Origin of the sequence: Aeromonas bivalvium (genome assembly GCF_046078285.1) — a bacterium.
GTDB classification, from domain to species: Bacteria; Pseudomonadota; Gammaproteobacteria; order Enterobacterales; family Aeromonadaceae; genus Aeromonas; species Aeromonas bivalvium.
The window spans coordinates 17,700-37,295 of record NZ_JBGXBV010000009.1 but is presented as its reverse complement, the minus strand read 5'-3'; the positions used below and the strand labels follow the sequence as shown (position 1 = coordinate 37,295).

Here is a 19,596-nt window from a genome sequence, read left to right as displayed (position 1 = left end):
CGATGGAGGCCTTGGGGTGGGGAGGCAGCTCTTCAGAGCAGGCTGAAAATGAGCATGGCGACCAGGCCGCCCGTGGTGCCGATGATGGTCTCCATCAGGGTCCAGGTTTGCAGGGTCTGCTTCTCGGTGAGGCCGAGGTAGCGGTTCGCCAGCCAGAAGCCGGAGTCATTGACGTGGGAGAGCACGATGGAGCCACCGCCGATGGCGACCGTGATGGCCGCGAGCTGGGCACCGTTCAGACCCAGGGGTTCCAGCATGGGGAGCACCAGGCCGCAGGCGGTCAGCATGGCGACCGTCGCCGAGCCCTGGATCACCCGCACCGCGGCGGCCAGGATGAAGGCCAGGGCGACGATGGGCAGGCCGGAGTCGGCCAGCATGTTGCCAAGGGCCGCCCCTACGCCGGAATCCACCAGCACCTGCTTGAATACGCCGCCGGCCCCCGTCACCAGAATGATGACGCCGGCAGGCTGGATGGCGCTGGAGCAGACGGCCATCACCTCGTCACGGCTCATGCCGCGGCGTACCCCCAGCAGATAGAAGGCGGCCAGACAGGCGACCATGATGGCGGTGAAGGGGTGGCCGATGAATTCCAGCCAGCCGTGCAGGGTGGAGCCTGCCTCGACGAAGCGGCTGACGATGGTCTTGAGGCCGATCAGCAGCAGCGGCAGACCGATGAGGCCCATGGCCAGGGCGAAGGAGGGCAGCTTGTCGCCATGGTCGTGGATGCTGTTCTGGGCATCGGCGGGCAGCGGCACGTCGACCAGCTTGCTGATGAAGCTGCCGAACAGGGGGCCGGCCAGGATCAGGGCGGGCACGGCGGCGATGAGGCCGAACAGTATCATGTAGCCGAAGTCGGCACCGAGCTGGGAGGCGACCAGGATGGGGCCAGGGGCCGGGATCAGGAAGGCCTGACAGGTGGCAATCCCCGCCAGCAGGGCGATGCCTATCTTCACCACGCTGCCGCCGCCGCGACGGACGATGGCGAACGCCACCCCGATCAGCAGCACCACGGCCACGTCGAAGAAGAGCGGCAAGGCGCAGACGAAACCGGTCAGGGCGATGGCCCAGTTGGCCCGCTCCACCCCGAACTTGTTGAGCAGGGTGTGGGCGATGCGGTCCAGGGCGCCGGTCACCTCCATCACCTTGCCGAACATGGCGCCGAGCGCCACCACCACGGCGACGAAGCCCAGGGTGCCGCCCATGCCTTTCTGTATGGTGGCGGCGATGTCGGCCGGGTTCATGCCGGCGGCGAGGCCAGCCACCATGGAGACCAGGATCAGCGAGACCACCGCGTGCAGGCGGGCCTTCATCACCAGGAAGAGCAGCAGCAGGATGGAGCCTGCGGCCGTCATGATCAGGGAGAGGTCAGACATTGTTGTGCGTTCCTTATTCCAAGTTCGGTATCGTCACCCTGCCCGCAGGGGCAGAACATATCTATTTGATTTATTTATGTATATGGCCATGGCTGCCAGGGGAAGCCCGGGTGACTGTGTGCGATGTTCCGTCTGTGGCAGACTTCACAATTCTTGTTGTTACCGGTAACATGTTACCGGTAACGTGGTAAGTTAGAACCCATCGACAGCACGTTTTTTGAAAAATGAGATAGAGGTCAAACAATGGCGGGTAAGAGCATTATCGTGATGGGTGTGTCGGGGAGCGGCAAGTCTACCGTGGGGGCCCAGGTGGCCGAGGCGCTGGGGGCCAAGTTCATCGATGGCGATGATCTGCACCCCAGGGCCAACATCCAGAAGATGGCCGGCGGCACCCCCCTCAACGATGAGGATCGCGCCCCCTGGCTGGAGCGGATCCGCGATGCCGCCTACAGCCTGGAGCAGAAGAACGAGGTGGGCGTCATCGTCTGCTCCGCGCTCAAGCGCCGCTACCGCGACCAGATCCGCGAAGGCAACCAGGCGGTCCAGTTCCTGTTCCTCGACGGGGAATACGACCTCATCCTGGCCCGGATGAAGGAGCGCCATGGCCACTTCATGCGGGAATCCATGTTACAAAGCCAATTCGATACCCTGGAGCGCCCGGATGCAGAACCCGGCGTCCATCGCATCGACATCGACGGCAGCCTGGATCAGGTGATCGCTCGCGCCGTTCACGCCTTGGAGGAAACAGCATGACTCATCCGATCATCACCCAGGTCACGGAGCGGATCGCGGCGCGCAGCGCCAGCCGCCGGGCGGCCTACCTGGCCCGCATCAGCCGTCAGGCCGAGCAGGGCAAGACCCGCGCCGCCCTGGCCTGTGGCAACCTGGCCCATGCCGTGGCCGCCTGCAGCACGGACGAGAAGGGCCGCATCCTCGACATGACCCGGGCCAACGTCGGCATCGTCACCGCTTACAACGACATGCTGAGCGCCCATCAGCCCTACAAGGACTACCCGGACCGGATCAAGGCCGCCCTGGCGGCGCTCGGTCACAGCGCCCAGGTCGCCGGCGGCGTGCCCGCCATGTGCGACGGCGTCACCCAGGGGCAGCCGGGCATGGACATGTCCCTGTTCTCCCGGGATCTCATCGCCCAGGCCACCGCCCTGTCCCTGTCCCACAACACCTTCGACGCCACCCTGCTGCTCGGCATCTGCGACAAGATAGCCCCGGGCCAGATCATGGGGGCCCTCTCCCATGGTCACCTGCCCACCGCCTTCGTGCCCGCCGGCCCCATGGCCAGCGGCATCAGCAACGATGACAAGGTGAAGGTGCGCCAGCAGTATGCCGCAGGGGAAGTGGGGCGCGAGGCCCTGCTGGAGATGGAGTGCGGCGCCTACCACGCCCCTGGCACCTGCACCTTCTACGGTACCGCCAACACCAACCAGCTGGTGTTCGAGGCCATGGGCCTGATGCTGCCGGGCTCCGCCTTCGTCCATCCCCACAGCGAGTTGCGCCGCGCCCTCACCGAGGAGGCGGCCCGCCGCATCAGTGCCCTGATCCCCGGCTCCCCGGCCTATCGCCCCCTGAGCCAGGTGCTGGATGCCCGCACCCTGGTCAACGGCCTGGTGGCCCTGCTCGCCTCCGGCGGCAGCTCCAACCACAGCATCCACATGGTGGCCCTGGCGCGGGCCGCCGGCCTGGTGCTGACCTGGGACGACTTGAGCGATCTCTCCGACGTGGTGCCGCTGCTGGTGCGCATGTACCCGAACGGCCCGGCAGACGTGAATGCCTTCCAGCAGGCGGGGGCCGTGCCCGGCCTGATGCGCCGGCTGGCGGAGCTGAACCTGCTCAACATGGATGCCATCCCCACCTTCGGCACCCTGGCGGATCACCTCACCGCCCCCGAACTGGTCGAGGGCTCGCTGGTGTGGCGCCCGGTGGGCGAGAGCACGGATCCCGCCGTGCTCTCCCCGAGCGGCCAGGTGTTCCAGGCCAGCGGCGGCACCAAGGTGCTGGATGGCAACCTGGGACGCGCCGTGATCAAGGTTTCCGCCGTGGCCCCCGAGTATCGGGTGGTCGAGGCGCCGGCCCGCATCTTCTCCTCCCAATATGCGGTGGCCGCCGCCTATCAGGCGGGCGAGCTCAACCAGGATGCCGTCATAGTGGTGCGCCACAATGGCCCGGCCGCCAACGGCATGCCGGAGCTGCACATGCTGATGCCCGTGCTCGGCAACCTGCAGAAGGCGGGTCACAAGGTGGCCCTGGTCACCGACGGCCGCCTCTCCGGCGCCTCCGGCAAGATCCCGGCCGCCATCCATGTCACGCCGGAGGCGCTGCACGGCGGCGCCATCGGCCTGCTTGCCGACGGCGATCTGCTGCGCCTGGATGCCGAGACGGGCCGGCTCGACTGCCTGACCGACCTGACCGGTCGCCGCCAGGCCGAGATCGACCTCACCCTGGAACAGGAAGGGTGGGGCCGCGAACTGTTCAGCGTGATGCGTCGCGCGGTATCGAGCGCCGAGTGCGGCGCCACCATCTTCGATTGAAATCTGACTGAGGAAGAGCCATGCAAAACTGGAAAGTGACCCCCGCCGAGGTGTTTGCCGCCTCCCCCCTGGTACCCGTGATGGTCATCAGCGACCTGGAACAGGCCCTGCCCATGGCCAAGGCGCTGCTGGAGGGCGGCATCTCTGTGTTCGAGATCACCCTGCGCACCCCGGTGGCCCTCGATGCCATCGCCCTCATCGCCAAGGCGATGCCGGATGCCATGGTGGGGGCGGGTACCGTGCTCAACTGCGCTCAATATGATGCCGCCGTGGCCGCCGGAGCCCGCTTCGTCATCTCCCCGGGCATGACTCCCGCCCTGCTGGCCCATGCCGCCAAGGGCACGGCGCCCCTGATCCCCGGGGTGGCCACCGCCTCCGAGATGATGCAGGCCCTGGAGGCGGGTTATGACCATATCAAGTTCTTCCCGGCCGAGGCGAACGGCGGCACCAAGGCGCTCGCGGCCATCACGGCGCCCCTCACCCAGATGCGGGTCTGCCCCACCGGTGGCATAGGCCCGAACAACGTGGCCGACTATCTGGCGCTCAAATGTGTCGCCACGGTCGGCGGCTCCTGGATGCTGCCCGCCGACGCCCTCAAGCACGGCAACTGGGCAGAGGTGACCCGCCTCTCCCGCGAGGCGGTCGAGCTGGTCCGGCGCTAAGGGCCGCGGGTTCGACGTGAGCAAGAGAGGCCACCCTGGGGTGGCCTCTCTTCTTTTTGGGGGGCCACGGACAGCGTTGCTACTGACTGGGCTGCGGCGGGCGGGCGTCGACGGACGGGATGGCTTGGGGTGAGGCTCCTCAGGATTGCACTGCCATCGCCTCGGCGTTTAGAGTCTGTGCGAGTCCCGAGAGGCCAGTGTCATGATCCATCTCTATCAATCCTATCCCGAGGGGCACCTGACCGCGCCCCATGGTCACGATCGGCCACAGTACTGCTACCTGCATGGCGGCGGTGGCGTCATCAGCAGCCGCCAGCAGGGCTGCCTGCTGGTGGCGGGCCAGCTCTGCTTCCTGCCACAGGGCCAGGAGCACGAGTTTCGCGTCCTGCGCCGCTCCCGCCTCAGCCTGATCTACGCCGATCGGGAGCGGGGCGCCCCCTTCGGCCAGCTGGAGGTGAGCCCCATGGTGGCGGGCCTCTTCGCCCGGTTGGCCCAGTTGGAGGAAGCTGGGGGCGATGGCGAGCCCTATCTGAGGGTGCTCGGCCTCGAACTGGGGCGCGCGCCGCCCCTGGCAGGGCAGCAGCCCTGTGCGGCGGCGCTGGATCCCAGGCTGTTGCGGGTGCTGGACAAGGTCTGCCAGGCCCCCTCCATCCAGCCGGGCCTGGCGGAGCTTGCGGCAGGCTGCGGGGCGTCGGAGCGTACCCTCAACCGGCTGTTTGTCCGGCAGCTGGGCTGCACCTTCCGGCAGTGGCGCCAGCAGGTGGTGATGGGGCGGGCCCGCCAGTTGCAGCACCAGGGGCTGAGTCATGGCCGGATCGCCGAGATCCTGGGATACGGGGATCTCAGCGCCTTCTCCCATGCGTTCAACCGTTTCCTGCGCAGCGAGTCAGTGTCGTGAGCCTATGTCCCTGTCCCTGGCATCGCCCTGCAGCAAGCAGGTGAGCTCGTCGGTGTGGCAGAGACGGCCGGCGCGGAAGGTGAACAGGCCGCTCACCTTGCAGACCAGGGTCTGTCCATTCCGGCGGCGGGCCCGGACCAGGTGGGTGGAGTGGACCCGCTCACCCTGGGCGATCAGGGCCAGAAACGTTATCTGGCACTCGGCGAGATCCTCTCGCAGGGCGAGGATATGCCGGCGAAAGGCGGCGTAGTCCAGCACCTTGTCGTCGACGTGCTGCACGTAATCCGGGGTGAACCAGTGGTCGAGTTCGGCGGGGGGGAAGGCGGGATCGCAAATCACGCGGTGCAGGCAGGCTTGCAGTCGTTGCGGGTAATCCATGGTGATCTCCTGGGTAAATGGCGCCGCCAGTGTAAGCCAGGAGGGGGTTGAGGGGATCTGGCCCAGCCGCCATCCCCTTGGTGTTTGGCGCCAACCTGATCCCCGGGAGGGCAGGGCGTGGGATCAGCCCAGGCTGCCCCCCTCGAAGAGGGAGAAGCCGAGATCCTTGCGCCGCTCGGTGAGGGGGGCGCCAGCGAGGCGGGCCAGCAGCAGGGTGGCGGCCTCGCAGCCTATCTCCTTGCGTGGGGTGACTATGCTCGCCAGCTGGGGCGACATGGCCCGGCCGATGTCGAGGGCGTTGCTGCCGGCGATGGCGATCTGCTGGGGCACGGCGATCCCCCTGGCCTGACAGCGCAGCAGGGCGCCGACCGCGAGGTCGTCGTTGGTGCAGTAGAGGCCGTCCAGATCGGGATAGCGGGTCAGGGCCTGCTCCAGCAGCTCGCCCCCCAGGGTGAAACTGGAGGATTGCTCGGTCAGCAGGTGGCGGCCCGCCAGGCCGGCCTGCTCCATCGCCTGGTAGTAACCTTCCATCCGCAGCCGGGTACGCACGTCGAGACGCGCCCCCAGGTAGACGGGGGTGCGCCGCCCCCGGCGCAGCATCTCTGTTACCATGGCCCGGGCGGCCGCCCTGTGATCCATGCCGACCACCATGTCGATGGGCTGCTCGGGCAGATCCATGGTCTCCACCACAGGTATGCCGGCGGTGGCGATCATCTTGCGGGTGCGGGCCGTGTGCTGGCTGTCGGAGAGGATGAGGCCATCCACGTGATAGGAGAGCAGGGAGGCAACCTGTTCCTCCTCCCGCTGCGGGCTGTAGCCGTAGTGGGCGAGCAGGGTCTGGTAGCCTGCGGGCCGGGTGACCGACTCTATGCCGCGCACCAGGGCGGCGAACACCTGGTTGGAGAGGGAGGGGATCAGGATGCCGATCGCCTTGCTGGTGGCGTTCGACAGAATGTCCGGTGCCCGGTTGGGAATGTAGCCGAGCCGCTCTACCGCGGCGGCGATCCGCTCCCGGGTGCCTTCGGCCACGGCCTGGGGATCGCGCAGATAGCGGCTCACCGTCATCTTGGTGACCCCGGTCAGGTCGGCGATGTCCTGCAAGGTGGGGCGGCGTTTACGGCTGTCGTTCATGGCGGGATCCTGAAAAATGTTACAGGTAACATTATCGTTTTTGCGCAACAAAGTCAGCATTTGGCGCCGATGAAGAGGAGAAAATCATGGTGAGCGACAAGACCTTCCGCCAGCACAGGTTCGAGGCCGATGAGGTGGTGGGGCAGCGGTTCGAGCGGTGCCTCTTCCTCGCCTGCAACTTCTCCTGGCTGGATCTGCGGGAGTGCCGCTTCGTCGACTGCCGCTTCTACGACAGGGAGGAGGAGCTGACCTGCCAGCTGCAGGGTTGCGATCTGCGCGAAGCGAGTTTCCTGCGCTGCGATCTGACCCTGGCCAACCTCAGTCGCAGCGAGTGTCTGGGGCTGGAGATGCGGGACTGCCAGGCCATGGGCATCGACCTGTCCCAGGCCAGCTTCGCCAACCGGATCACCCCCAGCAGCTACTTCTGCGAGGCTTATCTGACCGGCAACAACTTCAGCTTTGCCAATCTGGCATCCTGCCTGCTGGAGCGTTGCGAGCTCCATGGCAATCGCTGGCAGAACGCGAACCTGAGGGGCGCCTCCCTGGCGGGCTCGGATCTGCGGGATGGTGAGTTCGGCCAGTTCGACTGGCAGGAGGTGACCCTGACCGGCTGCGATCTGCGGGGCTGCGATCTGCCCGGGCTGGATCTGCGCTGGGTCGACCTGAGCGGGGTGCAGATCAATGAAGAGCAGCAGCGGGGACTGCTGGAGCAGATCGGGCTGGTGGTCTTCCCCTGAGCGGGGCGGAAAAGAGGTAAGTTTTCATCAATGGGGCGGTGTGGCGCTTGCCCTGCAAAGCAAAAAGCCTGCGCGATGCAGGCTTTCTGTTAGGTGAAGTGGCAAACGGAATGGCGTTGCCGCCTTTTGCACCCTTCTACCCTCGCGGGAGAAGGGCTGGGGATGAGGGGGCTGGCTCAGCGTCTGGCCAGCTGTTGTTGGCCGGGTTGATGGCCCCATCAGCAGGGACTCAGCATCTGGCCAGCTGTTGTTGGCCGGGTTGATGGCCCCATCAGCAGGGACTCAGCGTCTGGCCAGCTGTTGTTGGCCGGGTTGATGGTTCCATCAGCAGGGACTCAGCGTCTGGCCAGCTGTTGTTGGCCGGGTTGATGGCCCATCAGCAGGAACTCAGCGTCTGGCCAGCTATTGTTGGCCGGGTTGATGGCTCCATCAGCAGGGACTCAGCGTCTGGCCAGCCATCTGGTCGGGTTGATGGCCTCGCCCTGGTAGCGGATCTCGAAGTAGAGTCCGGGTCTGTCCTGGCCGCCGCTGTCCCCGACCAGGGCCACGGGTTCCCCCTGCTCCACCTTCTGCCCGGTCTGGCGCAGCAGCGACTGATTGTGACCGTACAGACTCATGTAGCCCTTGCCGTGGTCGATCACCAGCAGCATGCCGAAGCCGTCGAGCCAGTCCGCATAGACCACCTGGCCCGGCGCGACCGCCTTGACCTGGGTGCCTTCACTGGCCCCGATCAGGGTGCCCTTCCACTTGAGCTGGGCGGTGCGCTGGGAGCCATAGGCGATGAGGATGGGGCCCTGCACCGGCCAGCGCAGATTGCCGCCGGTACGCAGGCCGCCATAGCCGCCGGCATTTGCCTTGGCCCCCTTGTCGGCGGCGGCTTGCTGCTGCGCCACTCTGTGCTGTTGCTCGGCGACGCGCTGCTGCTGGGCGGCCAGCCGCTGCTGTTCACCGACCTGGCGCTGCTGGGCCGCGATGCGCTGCTGCTCCGCAATCCGCTTCTGTTCGGCGGCCAGGCGTTGTGCCTCCAGGCGGCGCTGGCGCTCCTGCTCGGCCTTGATCTTGGCGAGGCGCTCCCGCTCGGCCCGCTCGCGGCGTTCCTGCTCTTCCCGCTTGCGCCTGAGCTCTTCCAGCTTGGCCTTGAGGGCCTGCTCAGCCTTGACCAGCTTGCCGAGCTTCTGCTCGTCGGCCTGCACCGATTGCTGCAACTGGTTGCGCACCTTGGCGCGGCTCTGCTGGCTGGCGAGCAGGGTCTGGTGATACTGCTGCTGTTCGCCGAGCAGGGTCTGGAGCCGGTTCTCGGTCTCCTTGGTGGCGAGCTGGTTTTTCGCCAGCTTGGCGCGGGTGGCGCGCAGCGTCTCGATGGCCTCGATGCGCGCCTTGTTGAGGTAGTCGTAGTAATCGAGAGAGCGGCTCAGTTTGGCCGGATCCTGCTGGTTGAGCAGCAGCTTGAGATAGTCGTGGTTGCCCGCCTGAAAGGCGCTCTCGGCCTGCTTGGCCAGCAGTTGTTTCTGGCGCCCGGCCTGCTGCTCCAGTTCGCTCTTGTCCTGTTGCAGTTCGACCAGCTTGCGCTGGTTTTGTCGCAGTCGCCCCTTGGTCTCGTCGAGCTTGGCGGCGGCGGCGGAAATGGCTTGCTCGTCCTGCTTCAACTGGGCGTTGAGCCTGGCGAGTTCACTCTTGCTGAGCTTGATGGTCTTCTGCTGCGCCTTGATCTGGGATTGCATCTGACCGAGGTCGTTGGCCGCCGACGCCGGGGTCGGGACAAACGCAAAAAACAGCGCGCCTGCCAACAGGCAGACGCGACTGGTTTGGTGTGAAATAACTTCGCATCCCCGCATGGGGCAGGATTATTTCAGAATCATCAGGGGCTTGCCAGTCATTTCAGGCGGCACAGGAAGACCCATAAGAGTCAGCATGGTCGGGGCCAGATCGGACAGTTTGCCCCCTTCCAGTACCTCGGCCTTGCGACCGAAATAGATGAGGGGAACCGGCAGATTGGTGTGGGCTGTGTGGGCCTGACCCGTCTCTTCGTCCAGCATCTTCTCGGCGTTGCCGTGGTCGGCGGTGATCAGGCACTCGCCACCCACTTCCGCCAGGGCCTCGGTGACACGACCGATGCAGTGGTCGACGGCTTCGCAGGCCTTGACGGCCGCATCGAACACGCCGGTGTGACCGACCATGTCGCCGTTCGGGTAGTTGCAGATGATGACGTCGTACTTGCCGCTCTTGATGGCGCCGACCAGCTTGTCGGTCAGCTCGCCCGAGCTCATCTCCGGCTGCAGATCATAGGTGGCCACTTTCGGGCTGGCGACGATCTCGCGGTCTTCGCCGGTGAAGCAGGACTCTTCGCCACCGTTGAAGAAGAAGGTGACGTGGGCATACTTCTCGGTCTCGGAGATGCGCAGCTGGGTCTTGCCCTGCTTGGCGAGCCACTCACCCAGGGTGTTGACCAGGGCAGTCGGCGGGTAGGCGCAGGCGGTCTTGATGTCGGCCGCGTACTCGGTCAGCATCACGAAGTTCAGGGCCGGGGTGGCGGTGCGGGCGAAGCCGGTGAAGTCGCTGTCGACGAAGGCACGGGTGATCTCGCGGGCGCGGTCGGCACGGAAGTTCATGAAGATCAGGGCATCGCCATCCTGCATGGGGGCGGCTTCGCCGATGCGGGTGGCCTTGACGAACTCGTCGTTCTCGTCGCGGGCATAGGCGGCAGCCAGAGCGTCGGTGGCGTTGTCGGCGGTGAACTCGCCCTTGCCCTGAGTCATCAGGTCATAGGCTTGCTGCACGCGATCCCAGCGGTTGTCACGGTCCATGGCGTAGTAGCGGCCGATCATGGAGGCAAAACGCCCCTTGCCCAGACGGGCGAACAGGGCATCGAACTGCTCGATGGAGGACTGGGCACTGCGCGGCGGCACGTCACGGCCATCCAGGAAGGCGTGGAAGTAGATCTGCTCGGCGCCACGCTTGGCGGCCATCTCGATCATGCCCATGATGTGCTCTTCGTGGCTGTGTACGCCGCCCGGGGACATCAGGCCCATGATGTGCACGGCCTTGCCCTTGCTGACGGCGCCATCGACGGCCTTGCCCAGCTCGACGTTGTCGAAGAAGGTGCCTTCGGCGATATCCTTGGAGATGCGAGTCAGCTCCTGATAGACGATGCGACCGGCGCCGATGTTGACGTGGCCCACTTCGGAGTTGCCCATCTGGCCGTCGGGCAGGCCGACATCGAGGCCGGAGCCGGAGATCAGGGTGCTGGTGTAGTCACGGGCCAGGCGGTCCAGGTTGGGGGTCTTGGCGGCGGCGACGGCATTGTGCTCTTGCTTGGTGCTGTAGCCCCAACCGTCCATGATGACCAGAACCAGGGGTTTCTTCGCTGTTGACATAAGACTATGTCCTCTCGGATAGGAATGAACTGGGGGAAGTGAAACTAGCGTAATATTACTACATCTGCCGAAATAGTCACCTGATCCCCAAGTCCCTAAACTCCTTGGTCTTTCTGCTGTTATCACCCGGTTTTGTGCATGTTGCCAGCTTGTCGACAGGGCATGTGGTGACGAGGGGATCGCCGCTCGGCGCTCTTCGTAGAGATCGGTTTCCCCTGCTCGGGATGGTGGCGCTGTCAGGGTTCCCATCATGATGGGAGCCCGCTCCCGCTTTGCCGCCAAGATGGCTGATCTTCTCCAGGCCCCCATGTATACTCGGCCACTTGTCTCGGTCTTTGGATAGTAAAAGATGCAAGAGTATTTGGATTTTGTGACCCGCAATCCGCTGCTGTCGGCAGCCTGGCTGGGTCTGGCCGGCACCCTGGTCTACACCACGGTGCGCGCCACGCTCTCGCCGGTCAAAACGGTGAATAATCACGGCGCTACCCTGCTCATCAACCGTGAAGATGCCATCGTCATCGATACCCGCGGCCAGGACGAGTATGCCAAAGGCCACCTGGCCGGGGCCCTGCACCTGCCGCTCAGCCAGATCCAGGGCAATAACCTGGGCACGGTTGAAAAGCATAAAGATGCCCCCATCATAGTGGTGTGCGAGTCGGGGATGACCGCCGGTGGCGCGGCCCGCCAGCTGAGCAAAGCCGGCTTCAAGCAGGTATATGTGCTCGGTGGTGGCATGGCCCAGTGGCGTGCAGATAATCTGCCGGTAACCAAAAAACGCTGAATTAAGGGCGTGCGCCCAATCTTTTTATCAAAGGAATCAAACGAATGGCTGACGAAATCAACAACCAGGAAGTACAACCGGAATTCCACATCCAGCGCGTTTACACCAAGGATGTCTCCTTCGAAGCGCCCAACACGCCGCACATCTTCCAGAAAGAGTGGCAACCGGACGTCAAGCTGGACATGGATACCAAGACCAGCATCCTGGCCGATAGCGTCTACGAGGTCGTGCTGACCCTGACCGTCACCTGCAAGCTGGAAACCGAGACCGCCTTCCTGTGCGAAGTGCAGCAGGCCGGTATCTTCAGCATCGGCAACCTGCCGGAGCCGCAACTGGCCCACTGCCTGGCCGCCTTCTGCCCGAACATCCTGTTCCCCTATGCCCGCGAAGCCGTGGCCAACCTGGTGAGCAAGGGGTCCTTCCCGCAGCTGAACCTGGCGCCGGTCAACTTCGATGCCCTGTTTGCCCAGCACATGGCGCAGGCTCAGCAGGCGACAGCGGAAGCCTGATCCATGGCCGACCCGATCGCGATTTCGGTGTTGGGGGCGGGGTCTTATGGCTCCGCCCTTGCCATTTCTCTGGCCCGCAACGGCCATCCGACCCTGCTGTGGGGCCATGATCCGGCCCATGTGGCCGTGTTGGAGGCGGATCGCTGCAACAAGGCGTTCCTGCCCGACGTCTCTTTCCCTGCCGATCTGCAACTGACGGCGGATCTGCAGACTGCGGTGCAAGCCGCTCCCGTGCTGCTGCTGGTGGTGCCGAGCCATGTGTTCGGCGACGTGCTGGCCCGGGTCAAGCCGTTCCTTCGCCCGGATACCCGGATCGCCTGGGCCACCAAGGGGCTGGAGCCCGATAGCGGCCGTCTGCTGCAGGATGTGGCCCGGGAGGTGCTGGGGGATGCCATTCCGCTGGCGGTGATCTCGGGCCCCACCTTCGCCCGCGAGCTGGCCGCCGGTCTGCCGACCGCCATCTCGGTGGCCTCTACCCACGACGACTTTGCCGACGATCTCTCCCACCTGCTCCACTGCGGCCGTTCGTTCCGGGTCTACACCAACCCGGACTTCATCGGTCTGCAGCTGGGGGGCGCGGTCAAGAACGTCATTGCCATCGGTGCCGGCCTCTCCGACGGGCTGGGCTTTGGCGCCAATGCCAGAACCGCGCTCATCACCCGGGGACTGGTGGAGATGCAGCGTCTGGGCGCCGCCCTCGGTGCCGATGCCAAGACCTTCATGGGAATGGCGGGCCTGGGGGATCTGGTACTGACCTGTACCGACAACCAGTCGCGCAACCGCCGCTTCGGTCTGGCGCTGGGCGCAGGTAAGAATGTCGACACCGCCATGACCGAGATAGGCCAGGTGGTGGAAGGGTATCGCAACACCAAGGAGGTGCATCTGCTGGCGGCCCGTTGCGGCGTCGAGATGCCTATCTGCGAGCAGATCTTCCAGGTGCTCTACCAGGGCAAAAACCCGAAAGAGGCGGCCATCGCCCTGCTGTCGCGAGACAAGAAGGACGAGTGATCGGTCCGCCGCAGAATGCAAAAGGCCCCGCCAGCTGGCGGGGCCTTTTCTTTGCCGCATGTCTTTGCCACAAGGGCTGCAAATCAGTAGTAGGAGTGATCGCCGCGCTGGTGTTCGGTGGCATCCTTGACGCCGTTGAGCTCGCCCGGGAATTTCTCCAGCAGCTGCTTCTCGATCCCCTCTTTCAGGGTGTAGTCGACCATGGAGCAGCCGTTGCAACCGCCGCCAAACTGCAGGATGGCCAGCTTGTCTTCGGTCAGCTCGACCAGGGTCACCTTGCCACCGTGACCGGCCAGCATGGGGTTGACCTCTGAGGTGAGCACATATTCGATGCGGTCGATCAGGGGCGCATCGTCGGCCACCTTGCGCATCTTGGCATTCGGTGCCTTGAGGGTGAGCTGGGAGCCCATCTGGTCGGTGACGAAGTCGATGGTGGCATCGACCAGGAAGGGGGCGCTCAGGGGATCGACCAGACAGTCGAAGCCGCTGAAGGGCAGGTGTTGATCTTCCGGGTCTACCGCATCCGGCGGGCAATAGGATACGCCGCACTCGGCATTCTGGGTTCCCGGATTGACCACAAACACCCGGATATTGGTGCCATCAGGCTGATTTTCCAGCAGTTTGCGGAAGTGGGCCTGGGCGGTGTCGGAAATGCTGATCATCACTATCCTCATAAACCTGAGTGTACGACTAGGGTATTCATGATAACGCGGTTGCCTGTCCTTGGGTAGCAAGTGTTCGCCTCGAGAGGGAGACGGCATGGCCCCGGCCCGGCGGACTCATCCCCTGGGATGGGGCAGGGTGCGACACAGGGCCCACACCTCTATCTTCTCTATGCCGCTGTGGCGCAACAGACGGCTGAGCTGGCCCGCGGTGGCCCCCGTGGTCACCACATCATCGAGCAAGGCCACGTGCCGGTATGGGTGGGGCGCCAGCGCAAAGGCGCCCCTGAGATTGCGTCGGCGCTGACCGGCGCTGAGCTGGGTCTGTTGAGGCGTCGCCCGGATGCGGCGGATCACCCCGGTGTCGAGGGGAATGCCGGTGAGGCGACTCAGGTCGGTGCCAATCAACTGCGCCTGATTGAAGCCTCGCCGCCATTGCCGCCACCAGTGCAGGGGAACGGGCAGGATAGCCTCGGGGGGATTGTCCAGCACCAGGTGATCGGCCAGCAGCCGGGCGAGCAGGGGGGCCAGCAAGAGGTCGCCGCCATATTTCAGGCGAGGAATGAGCCAGGGGTAGGGGGCCTGATAGTCGCCTATGACCTGCAACCGATCCCAGGGGGGTGGTCGGCGCTGGCAACGCCCGCAGAGCGGCCACGGTTGTGTGAGGGGCGCGGCGCAGAGCTGGCAGCGCTGGGAAGATTGTTTGAGGCTGGCGCGGCACCAGTGACAGAGCAGGGGTTCCGTCGTGCAGGGCTGGCGGCAGAGCAGGCAGTGGCCCAGCCAATCGGCGCTGGTCCCCAGCATCGGACTTGCTTTGGCGAGCAGGCGCTTTAACATGCGACACCCAATAGGCTGGAGTGAGGGAGTCTGATGAGCATAGTGGTGGAGCGCCTCGGTCAGGGGCAGGATCTGGTGTTGTTGCACGGTTGGGGCATGAATGGCGCCGTCTGGCATGGGATCGTGCCCCTGCTCAGTCCCCATTTCCGGCTGCATCTGGTGGATCTGCCGGGCTTTGGTGGCAGCCCCCTTGCCGAGGGGGTCGAGTATGACCTGCCCTGGCTGGCTCGGGAGGTTGCCGCTGTCTTGCCGGTGCGAGCCCACCTGCTTGGCTGGTCCCTGGGGGGACTGGTGGCGAGCCGCATCGCCCTGGATCACCCCGAACGGGTGGCCTCCCTGGTGACGGTGGCCAGCTCTCCCTGCTTCCTGGCCCGGGAGGAGTGGCCCGGCATAGCGCCCAAGGTACTCGATGGCTTCATGGCTGCCCTGGGGGGGGACTTTCGCCAGACGGTGGAGCGCTTCCTCGCCATCCAGGCCATGGGCAGCGAACACGCCAGGGATGATATCCGCCAGCTCAAGCAGTGGCTGGCCGAACGGCCTGCGCCGCAATTGCCAGCCTTGACGGCGGGGCTGACCATGCTGGCCGAGGTGGATCTGCGGGACGAACTGGCGCAGCTGACAACTCCCTGGCTGCGCATCTATGGCCGTCTCGATTCCCTGGTGCCGAGGGCCAGCATCCCCCTGCTTGACGGGCGATACCCCCACAGCGAGCATCAGGTGCTGGCCAAGGCGTCCCATGCGCCCTTCATCTCCCACCCGGAGGCATTTGTCACCGGCTTGATGGACTGGCTCGCCAAGGTGGACAAAAAGTGAGCTCATCGCTTTGATAATCGCCCCCGGCGGTGGATACTTAGCCCATTGCCAAGGAGAGCACCAGATGCAGATTGATTCCGCGTTTACCACAGGGCTGCAGGGATATCAGCGCGCCGAGCAGAGGGTCGATGACGCCAGCACCGCCATCGCCCGTGCCACCCTGACCCCGAGCGAGCCGCAAGCCGCCCCGGGCGAGATCACCGAGGAGCTCATCCACCTCAAGCTGGGCGAGTTGCAGGCCGGTGCCTCGGCCAAGGTGATCCAGACCGCCAGCGACATGCTCGGCAGTCTGATCGACATCCGGGTCTAGGGGCCCGGCTCCCCGGTCGGCACACCGTCCCATGAGCCTCAACGTCACCCTTCCTCCCGGCCTGCCCACGACGCTGCAACCCCAGACGGATGCGGCGCGCAGCGACAATCGCCGCGCCGAGCTGATCCCCCGGCCCCCGGAAGGTGCCGCCTCCGGGGGAAGCCAGAAATCTGCCAGCCAGCAGGATCAGGCGAGACAGGCTCACGGCCAGGGGCCGGGACGGGAAGGCGTGGGCAAGGAAGGGGATCCGCCCTTCGGCGTGCATCCTGGCCGGCACAGGGTCGAGGAGCGTGAGTCACACTCGGATCATGGCGACGGTCAGCAGGGCCAGGGGGAGAGGCAGGGCGAGGCGGGGCGGGCTCGGGAGTCTGGGGGAGGAGCCAGAACCCAGTCGTTCGAGCCGCCCCAGACCGGATTGCAATTGCGCCCGGCCGGTCCCCCGGGGTCGGTGGCGGCCACGGGGGGCGTGTTGAATGCCTACATGGAGCTGCGCAGTCAGGCCATCGCCCAGCGTTATCGCGGCGCCAGTCGGCCTGCCGCCCCCCAGCAGCTCGATCTGCGGATCTGACCCTGGCCAGCACATTTCCGAACAATCGAAAGCCCCTCGCGGGGCTTTCGGTTTATCGGGGCTTTACTTCCTGGCCTTGGCGAAGGCGGCGGCAAAGGCATTGCCGAAGGCGCCATGCTCGGCGGGCGACTTGCCCTGGCTGGCTGGCCGTGCCGGTTTGGCCATCTTGCCCTGGGTCGGTGCGCGGCGCGGCGCTTCCCCCCTGGACTTGCGCTCACCGGCCTCGCCCGCCTGCTGGTCGAGGCGCATGGTGAGGCTGATGCGTTTGCGCGGGGCATCCACCTCCAGCACCTTGACCCGCACCACATCCCCCGCCTTGACCACCTCGCGGGGATCCTTGATGAAGCGGTCGGTCAGCGCGCTGATGTGGACCAGGCCATCCTGATGCACCCCGACATCGACAAAGGCGCCGAAGTTGGTGACGTTGGTGACCACCCCTTCCAGCACCATGTCGGGCACCAGATCGCTGATCTTCTCCACCCCTTCCTTGAAGGTGGCGGTCTTGAACTCGGGGCGCGGATCCCGGCCCGGCTTGTCCAGCTCCCTGATGATGTCGGTGACGGTGGGTACCCCGAACCGCTCGTCGGTATAGTCGGCGGGTCTGAGGCTCTGCAGCAGGCTGCTGTTGCCGAGCAGGGTCTCGACCTGTTGCTGGAGCCGCGCCAGGATCCGCTCCACCACGGGATAGGATTCCGGATGGACTGCAGAGCCGTCCAGGGGGTGGCTGCCGCCGCGAATACGCAGGAAGCCGGCGCATTGCTCGAACGCCTTGGGGCCGAGCCGGCTCACCTTGAGCAGTTGCTGGCGGCTCTGGAAGGCGCCGTGCTCGTCCCGGTAGGCCACTATGTTCTGGGCCAGGGTCTGGGAGAGGCCGGAGACCCGGGTCAGCAGCGGCACCGAGGCGGTGTTCACATCCACCCCGACCGCGTTCACGCAATCCTCCACCACGGCATCGAGCTTGCGGGCGAGCTGGCTCTGGCCGACGTCGTGCTGGTACTGGCCGACGCCTATGCTCTTGGGATCTATCTTGACCAGCTCGGCCAGGGGATCCTGCAGGCGGCGGGCGATGGAGACGGCGCCGCGCAGGGAGACGTCCAGCCCCGGGAACTCCAGGGAGGCGAGTTCTGAGGCAGAGTAGACGGAGGCGCCAGCCTCGCTCACCACGATCTGCTGGGCCCTGGCCTCCGGGTAGCGCTTGAACAGCTCGGCCGTCAGGCGGTCGGTTTCGCGGGAGGCGGTGCCATTGCCTATGCTGACCAGCTCCACCTTGTGCTTCACGCACAGATCCCGCAGGGTCTTGAGGCTCTGCTCCACCTGCTTCTTGGGTTCGAACGGATAGATGGTGGCGGTGTCGACCAGCTTGCCGGTGGCGTCGACCACGGCTACCTTGACCCCGGTGCGGATGCCGGGATCCAGCCCCATGGTGGTGCGCATCCCCGCCGGGGCCGCCATCAGCAGATCCTGGAGGTTCATGGCGAACACCTTGATCGCCTCCTCCTCGGCCCGCTCGCGGATCTGGCCGATGAGCTCGGTCTCCATCTGCAGCGACAGCTTGATCTTCCAGGTCCAGCTCACCACCCCTTGCAGCCACTTGTCGGCGGCGCGCCCCTGAGCCTGGATACCGAGCTGGTGGGCGATGATCCCCTCGCAGGGGCTGGCGTTCTCGTCGTCACCGGCGACCAGGGCCAGATTGAGCACCCCTTCGTTGCGGCCGCGCAGCATGGCCAGCACCCGGTGGGAGGGGGCCTTGTGCAGCGGTTCGTCGTGTTCGAAGTAGTCCTTGAACTTGGCTCCTTCCTGTTCCTTGCCCGCCACCACGCGGGCGCGCAGGGTGGCGTTGTGCCACAGGTAGTCCCGCAGCCGGGCCAGCAGGGGGGCTTGCTCGGCGAAACGCTCCATCAGGATGTAGCGGGCACCATCCAGAGCCGCCTTGGTATCGGCGATGCCCGCCTCGATATTGAGGAAGGCGGCGGCCTCCTGCTCGGGGTCCCGGGTCGGGTCGCCGAACAGGCGATCGGCCAGGGGCTCGAGGCCGGCCTCGATAGCCATCTGGCCCTTGGTGCGGCGCTTGGGTTTGTAGGGCAGGTAGAGATCTTCGAGCCGGGTCTTGGTATCGGCCTCGGCCAGTGCCCGGGCCAGCTCGGGGATGAGCTTGCCCTGCTCCTCGATGGAGCCGAGTATGGTCCTGCGTCTCTCTTCCAGCTCGCGCAGATAGCCGAGCCGGCTCTCCAGGGTGCGCAGTTGAGCGTCATCGAGCCCCTGGGTCACCTCCTTGCGATAGCGGGCGATGAAGGGGACAGTGGCCCCTTCGTCCAGCAGGCGGATGGCGGCGTTCACCTGCTCGGGGCGGGCACTCAGCTCGGTGGCTATCTGTTTTTCTATGGTATGCATCTGTGCTCTCGATCCTCATGGTCACTGGCTGGCGGCTCGCGAGCCCACCCCGCGCGGGGTTAGAATAGAACCCAAGTGGCAAGGACATGTAAAGATGAAAAAAAGCGATTATATCACCCGCGAAGGGTGGCTCGAACTGGACCGAGAACTCAAGTACCTGTGGAAGGAGGAGCGTCCCAGGGTGACACAGGCGGTCTCGGAGGCGGCGGCCCTCGGCGATCGCTCGGAAAATGCCGAGTATATCTATGGCAAGAAGCGGCTGCGGGAGATAGACAGGCGCTTGCGCTTTCTCACCAAGCGACTCGACGCCCTCACCATAGTGGATCCCAGCCCCCAGCAGGAGGGTCGCGTCTTCTTCGGCGCCTGGGTCGAGCTGGAAGACGAGGCGGGCCAGCGGGTGCGCTACCGGCTGGTGGGGCCGGACGAGTTCAACCTGGCCGAGGGCAAGCTCAGCATCGACTCCCCCCTGGCCCGCGCCCTGCTCAAGAAGCAGGTGGACGACGAGGTGGAGGTGAATACGCCCTCCGGCCTGCAGTTCTGGTATATCAACGAGATCCGCTATCGCCCCTTCGAGGCGCCGGGTCACGCCCGCACGCAATAACCGGTAACATATTTCAC

At 65.4% G+C, this 19,596-nt stretch carries 20 protein-coding genes; 12 read left to right on the top strand and 8 right to left on the bottom strand.

What is annotated here, in order from left to right; genetic code table 11:
- Window positions 1-32: 32 nt before the first annotated feature.
- Window positions 33-1,373, bottom strand: coding sequence for a gluconate transporter (gene gntU / locus ACEUCR_RS17035; RefSeq protein WP_111874180.1), 1,341 nt, complete (start codon window positions 1,371-1,373; stop codon window positions 33-35).
- A 243-nt stretch (window positions 1,374-1,616) separates the two neighbouring features.
- On the opposite strand from gntU, the gene ACEUCR_RS17030 reads away from it, so the two are divergent.
- The 4 genes from ACEUCR_RS17030 (at window position 1,617) to ACEUCR_RS17015 (ending at window position 5,479) form a co-directional block, all read left to right on the top strand.
- Window positions 1,617-2,126 (top strand): gluconokinase, encoded by a 510-nt coding sequence (locus ACEUCR_RS17030; RefSeq protein ID WP_408791549.1) that lies wholly within the window; start codon window positions 1,617-1,619, stop codon window positions 2,124-2,126.
- On the top strand, window positions 2,123-3,919 hold the full coding sequence (gene edd, locus ACEUCR_RS17025; protein ID WP_408791547.1) for a phosphogluconate dehydratase: 1,797 nt from the start codon (window positions 2,123-2,125) through the stop codon (window positions 3,917-3,919). Before ACEUCR_RS17030 ends, edd begins: the two co-directional genes overlap by 4 nt.
- A 20-nt stretch (window positions 3,920-3,939) precedes the next feature.
- Window positions 3,940-4,581, top strand: a complete 642-nt coding sequence (locus ACEUCR_RS17020) for a bifunctional 4-hydroxy-2-oxoglutarate aldolase/2-dehydro-3-deoxy-phosphogluconate aldolase (protein WP_408791545.1) — start codon at window positions 3,940-3,942, stop codon at window positions 4,579-4,581.
- A 202-nt stretch (window positions 4,582-4,783) separates the two neighbouring features.
- Window positions 4,784-5,479 (top strand): helix-turn-helix domain-containing protein, encoded by a 696-nt coding sequence (locus ACEUCR_RS17015; protein ID WP_408748031.1) that lies wholly within the window; start codon window positions 4,784-4,786, stop codon window positions 5,477-5,479.
- Here ACEUCR_RS17015 and ACEUCR_RS17010 read toward each other — a convergent pair.
- The gene (locus ACEUCR_RS17010) at window positions 5,468-5,857 is read right to left on the bottom strand and encodes a nuclear transport factor 2 family protein (protein ID WP_041999175.1); all 390 of its coding nucleotides are present in this window, start codon (window positions 5,855-5,857) and stop codon (window positions 5,468-5,470) included. The genes ACEUCR_RS17015 and ACEUCR_RS17010 overlap by 12 nt on opposite strands.
- A gap of 123 nt (window positions 5,858-5,980) precedes the next feature.
- The gene (locus ACEUCR_RS17005; protein ID WP_408775833.1) at window positions 5,981-6,988 is read right to left on the bottom strand and encodes a substrate-binding domain-containing protein; all 1,008 of its coding nucleotides are present in this window, start codon (window positions 6,986-6,988) and stop codon (window positions 5,981-5,983) included.
- Between the two features lie 86 nt (window positions 6,989-7,074).
- On the opposite strand from ACEUCR_RS17005, the gene ACEUCR_RS17000 reads away from it, so the two are divergent.
- Window positions 7,075-7,725 carry a Qnr family pentapeptide repeat protein gene (locus tag ACEUCR_RS17000; RefSeq protein WP_408791543.1) on the top strand — a complete coding sequence of 217 codons (651 nt, stop codon included), beginning with the start codon at window positions 7,075-7,077 and terminating at the stop codon, window positions 7,723-7,725.
- 440 nt (window positions 7,726-8,165) lie between these two features.
- On the opposite strand, the gene ACEUCR_RS16995 is transcribed toward ACEUCR_RS17000, so the two are convergent.
- A complete protein-coding gene (locus ACEUCR_RS16995) occupies window positions 8,166-9,560 on the bottom strand; it encodes a peptidoglycan DD-metalloendopeptidase family protein (RefSeq protein ID WP_408791542.1) in 1,395 nt (464 codons plus the stop codon).
- Window positions 9,561-9,569: 9 nt separating this feature from the next.
- On the bottom strand, window positions 9,570-11,099 hold the full coding sequence (gene gpmM / locus ACEUCR_RS16990; RefSeq protein WP_408748028.1) for a 2,3-bisphosphoglycerate-independent phosphoglycerate mutase: 1,530 nt from the start codon (window positions 11,097-11,099) through the stop codon (window positions 9,570-9,572).
- Window positions 11,100-11,448: 349 nt separating this feature from the next.
- Here gpmM and ACEUCR_RS16985 point away from each other — a divergent pair, with 349 nt between their 5' ends.
- From ACEUCR_RS16985 to gpsA, 3 genes are read left to right on the top strand one after another with little or no spacing between them, the layout of a single operon-like run.
- Window positions 11,449-11,880, top strand: a complete 432-nt coding sequence (locus ACEUCR_RS16985) for a rhodanese-like domain-containing protein (RefSeq protein ID WP_041999190.1) — start codon at window positions 11,449-11,451, stop codon at window positions 11,878-11,880.
- A 44-nt stretch (window positions 11,881-11,924) separates the two neighbouring features.
- A complete protein-coding gene (secB, locus tag ACEUCR_RS16980) occupies window positions 11,925-12,389 on the top strand; it encodes a protein-export chaperone SecB (protein WP_041999191.1) in 465 nt (154 codons plus the stop codon).
- 3 nt (window positions 12,390-12,392) lie between these two features.
- Window positions 12,393-13,397, top strand: a complete 1,005-nt coding sequence (gene gpsA / locus ACEUCR_RS16975; RefSeq protein ID WP_408791540.1) for an NAD(P)H-dependent glycerol-3-phosphate dehydrogenase — start codon at window positions 12,393-12,395, stop codon at window positions 13,395-13,397.
- An 83-nt stretch (window positions 13,398-13,480) separates the two neighbouring features.
- Here gpsA and nfuA read toward each other — a convergent pair whose 3' ends face one another.
- Window positions 13,481-14,059 (bottom strand): Fe-S biogenesis protein NfuA, encoded by a 579-nt coding sequence (gene nfuA / locus ACEUCR_RS16970; protein ID WP_041999196.1) that lies wholly within the window; start codon window positions 14,057-14,059, stop codon window positions 13,481-13,483.
- 117 nt (window positions 14,060-14,176) lie between these two features.
- A complete protein-coding gene (locus ACEUCR_RS16965; RefSeq protein ID WP_408791538.1) occupies window positions 14,177-14,896 on the bottom strand; it encodes a ComF family protein in 720 nt (239 codons plus the stop codon).
- A 33-nt stretch (window positions 14,897-14,929) separates the two neighbouring features.
- Between ACEUCR_RS16965 and bioH the strand changes: the two genes are divergently transcribed.
- The 3 genes from bioH (at window position 14,930) to ACEUCR_RS16950 (ending at window position 16,587) form a co-directional block, all read left to right on the top strand.
- Window positions 14,930-15,709: a pimeloyl-ACP methyl ester esterase BioH gene (gene bioH, locus ACEUCR_RS16960; RefSeq protein ID WP_408791536.1), complete on the top strand. Its 780-nt coding sequence runs from the start codon at window positions 14,930-14,932 to the stop codon at window positions 15,707-15,709.
- Between the two features lie 64 nt (window positions 15,710-15,773).
- Window positions 15,774-16,019 carry a hypothetical protein gene (locus ACEUCR_RS16955; RefSeq protein WP_041999203.1) on the top strand — a complete coding sequence of 82 codons (246 nt, stop codon included), beginning with the start codon at window positions 15,774-15,776 and terminating at the stop codon, window positions 16,017-16,019.
- 31 nt (window positions 16,020-16,050) lie between these two features.
- Window positions 16,051-16,587 carry a hypothetical protein gene (locus tag ACEUCR_RS16950; RefSeq protein ID WP_408791533.1) on the top strand — a complete coding sequence of 179 codons (537 nt, stop codon included), beginning with the start codon at window positions 16,051-16,053 and terminating at the stop codon, window positions 16,585-16,587.
- Window positions 16,588-16,650: 63 nt separating this feature from the next.
- On the opposite strand, the gene ACEUCR_RS16945 is transcribed toward ACEUCR_RS16950, so the two are convergent.
- Window positions 16,651-18,978, bottom strand: a complete 2,328-nt coding sequence (locus ACEUCR_RS16945) for a Tex family protein (RefSeq protein WP_408791531.1) — start codon at window positions 18,976-18,978, stop codon at window positions 16,651-16,653.
- 94 nt (window positions 18,979-19,072) lie between these two features.
- On the opposite strand from ACEUCR_RS16945, the gene greB reads away from it, so the two are divergent.
- Complete coding sequence (gene greB, locus ACEUCR_RS16940; protein WP_041999212.1) at window positions 19,073-19,579, top strand: transcription elongation factor GreB; 507 nt, start codon at window positions 19,073-19,075, stop codon at window positions 19,577-19,579.
- Window positions 19,580-19,596: the final 17 nt, after the last annotated feature.

Coding starts and splice junctions, on each gene's coding strand:
- ACEUCR_RS16950 (WP_408791533.1), top strand. CDS start 16,051: ATGAGCCTCAACGTCACCCTTCCTCCCGGCCTGCCCACGACGCTGCAA.
- ACEUCR_RS16965 (WP_408791538.1), bottom strand. CDS start 14,896: ATGTTAAAGCGCCTGCTCGCCAAAGCAAGTCCGATGCTGGGGACCAGC.
- ACEUCR_RS16995 (WP_408791542.1), bottom strand. CDS start 9,560: ATGCGGGGATGCGAAGTTATTTCACACCAAACCAGTCGCGTCTGCCTG.
- ACEUCR_RS17030 (WP_408791549.1), top strand. CDS start 1,617: ATGGCGGGTAAGAGCATTATCGTGATGGGTGTGTCGGGGAGCGGCAAG.
- bioH (WP_408791536.1), top strand. CDS start 14,930: ATGAGCATAGTGGTGGAGCGCCTCGGTCAGGGGCAGGATCTGGTGTTG.
- ACEUCR_RS16945 (WP_408791531.1), bottom strand. CDS start 18,978: ATGCATACCATAGAAAAACAGATAGCCACCGAGCTGAGTGCCCGCCCC.
- nfuA (WP_041999196.1), bottom strand. CDS start 14,059: ATGATCAGCATTTCCGACACCGCCCAGGCCCACTTCCGCAAACTGCTG.
- gntU (WP_111874180.1), bottom strand. CDS start 1,373: ATGTCTGACCTCTCCCTGATCATGACGGCCGCAGGCTCCATCCTGCTG.
- ACEUCR_RS16955 (WP_041999203.1), top strand. CDS start 15,774: ATGCAGATTGATTCCGCGTTTACCACAGGGCTGCAGGGATATCAGCGC.
- ACEUCR_RS16985 (WP_041999190.1), top strand. CDS start 11,449: ATGCAAGAGTATTTGGATTTTGTGACCCGCAATCCGCTGCTGTCGGCA.
- secB (WP_041999191.1), top strand. CDS start 11,925: ATGGCTGACGAAATCAACAACCAGGAAGTACAACCGGAATTCCACATC.
- ACEUCR_RS17005 (WP_408775833.1), bottom strand. CDS start 6,988: ATGAACGACAGCCGTAAACGCCGCCCCACCTTGCAGGACATCGCCGAC.
- gpmM (WP_408748028.1), bottom strand. CDS start 11,099: ATGTCAACAGCGAAGAAACCCCTGGTTCTGGTCATCATGGACGGTTGG.
- edd (WP_408791547.1), top strand. CDS start 2,123: ATGACTCATCCGATCATCACCCAGGTCACGGAGCGGATCGCGGCGCGC.
- ACEUCR_RS17015 (WP_408748031.1), top strand. CDS start 4,784: ATGATCCATCTCTATCAATCCTATCCCGAGGGGCACCTGACCGCGCCC.
- ACEUCR_RS17020 (WP_408791545.1), top strand. CDS start 3,940: ATGCAAAACTGGAAAGTGACCCCCGCCGAGGTGTTTGCCGCCTCCCCC.
- ACEUCR_RS17000 (WP_408791543.1), top strand. CDS start 7,075: ATGGTGAGCGACAAGACCTTCCGCCAGCACAGGTTCGAGGCCGATGAG.
- gpsA (WP_408791540.1), top strand. CDS start 12,393: ATGGCCGACCCGATCGCGATTTCGGTGTTGGGGGCGGGGTCTTATGGC.
- ACEUCR_RS17010 (WP_041999175.1), bottom strand. CDS start 5,857: ATGGATTACCCGCAACGACTGCAAGCCTGCCTGCACCGCGTGATTTGC.
- greB (WP_041999212.1), top strand. CDS start 19,073: ATGAAAAAAAGCGATTATATCACCCGCGAAGGGTGGCTCGAACTGGAC.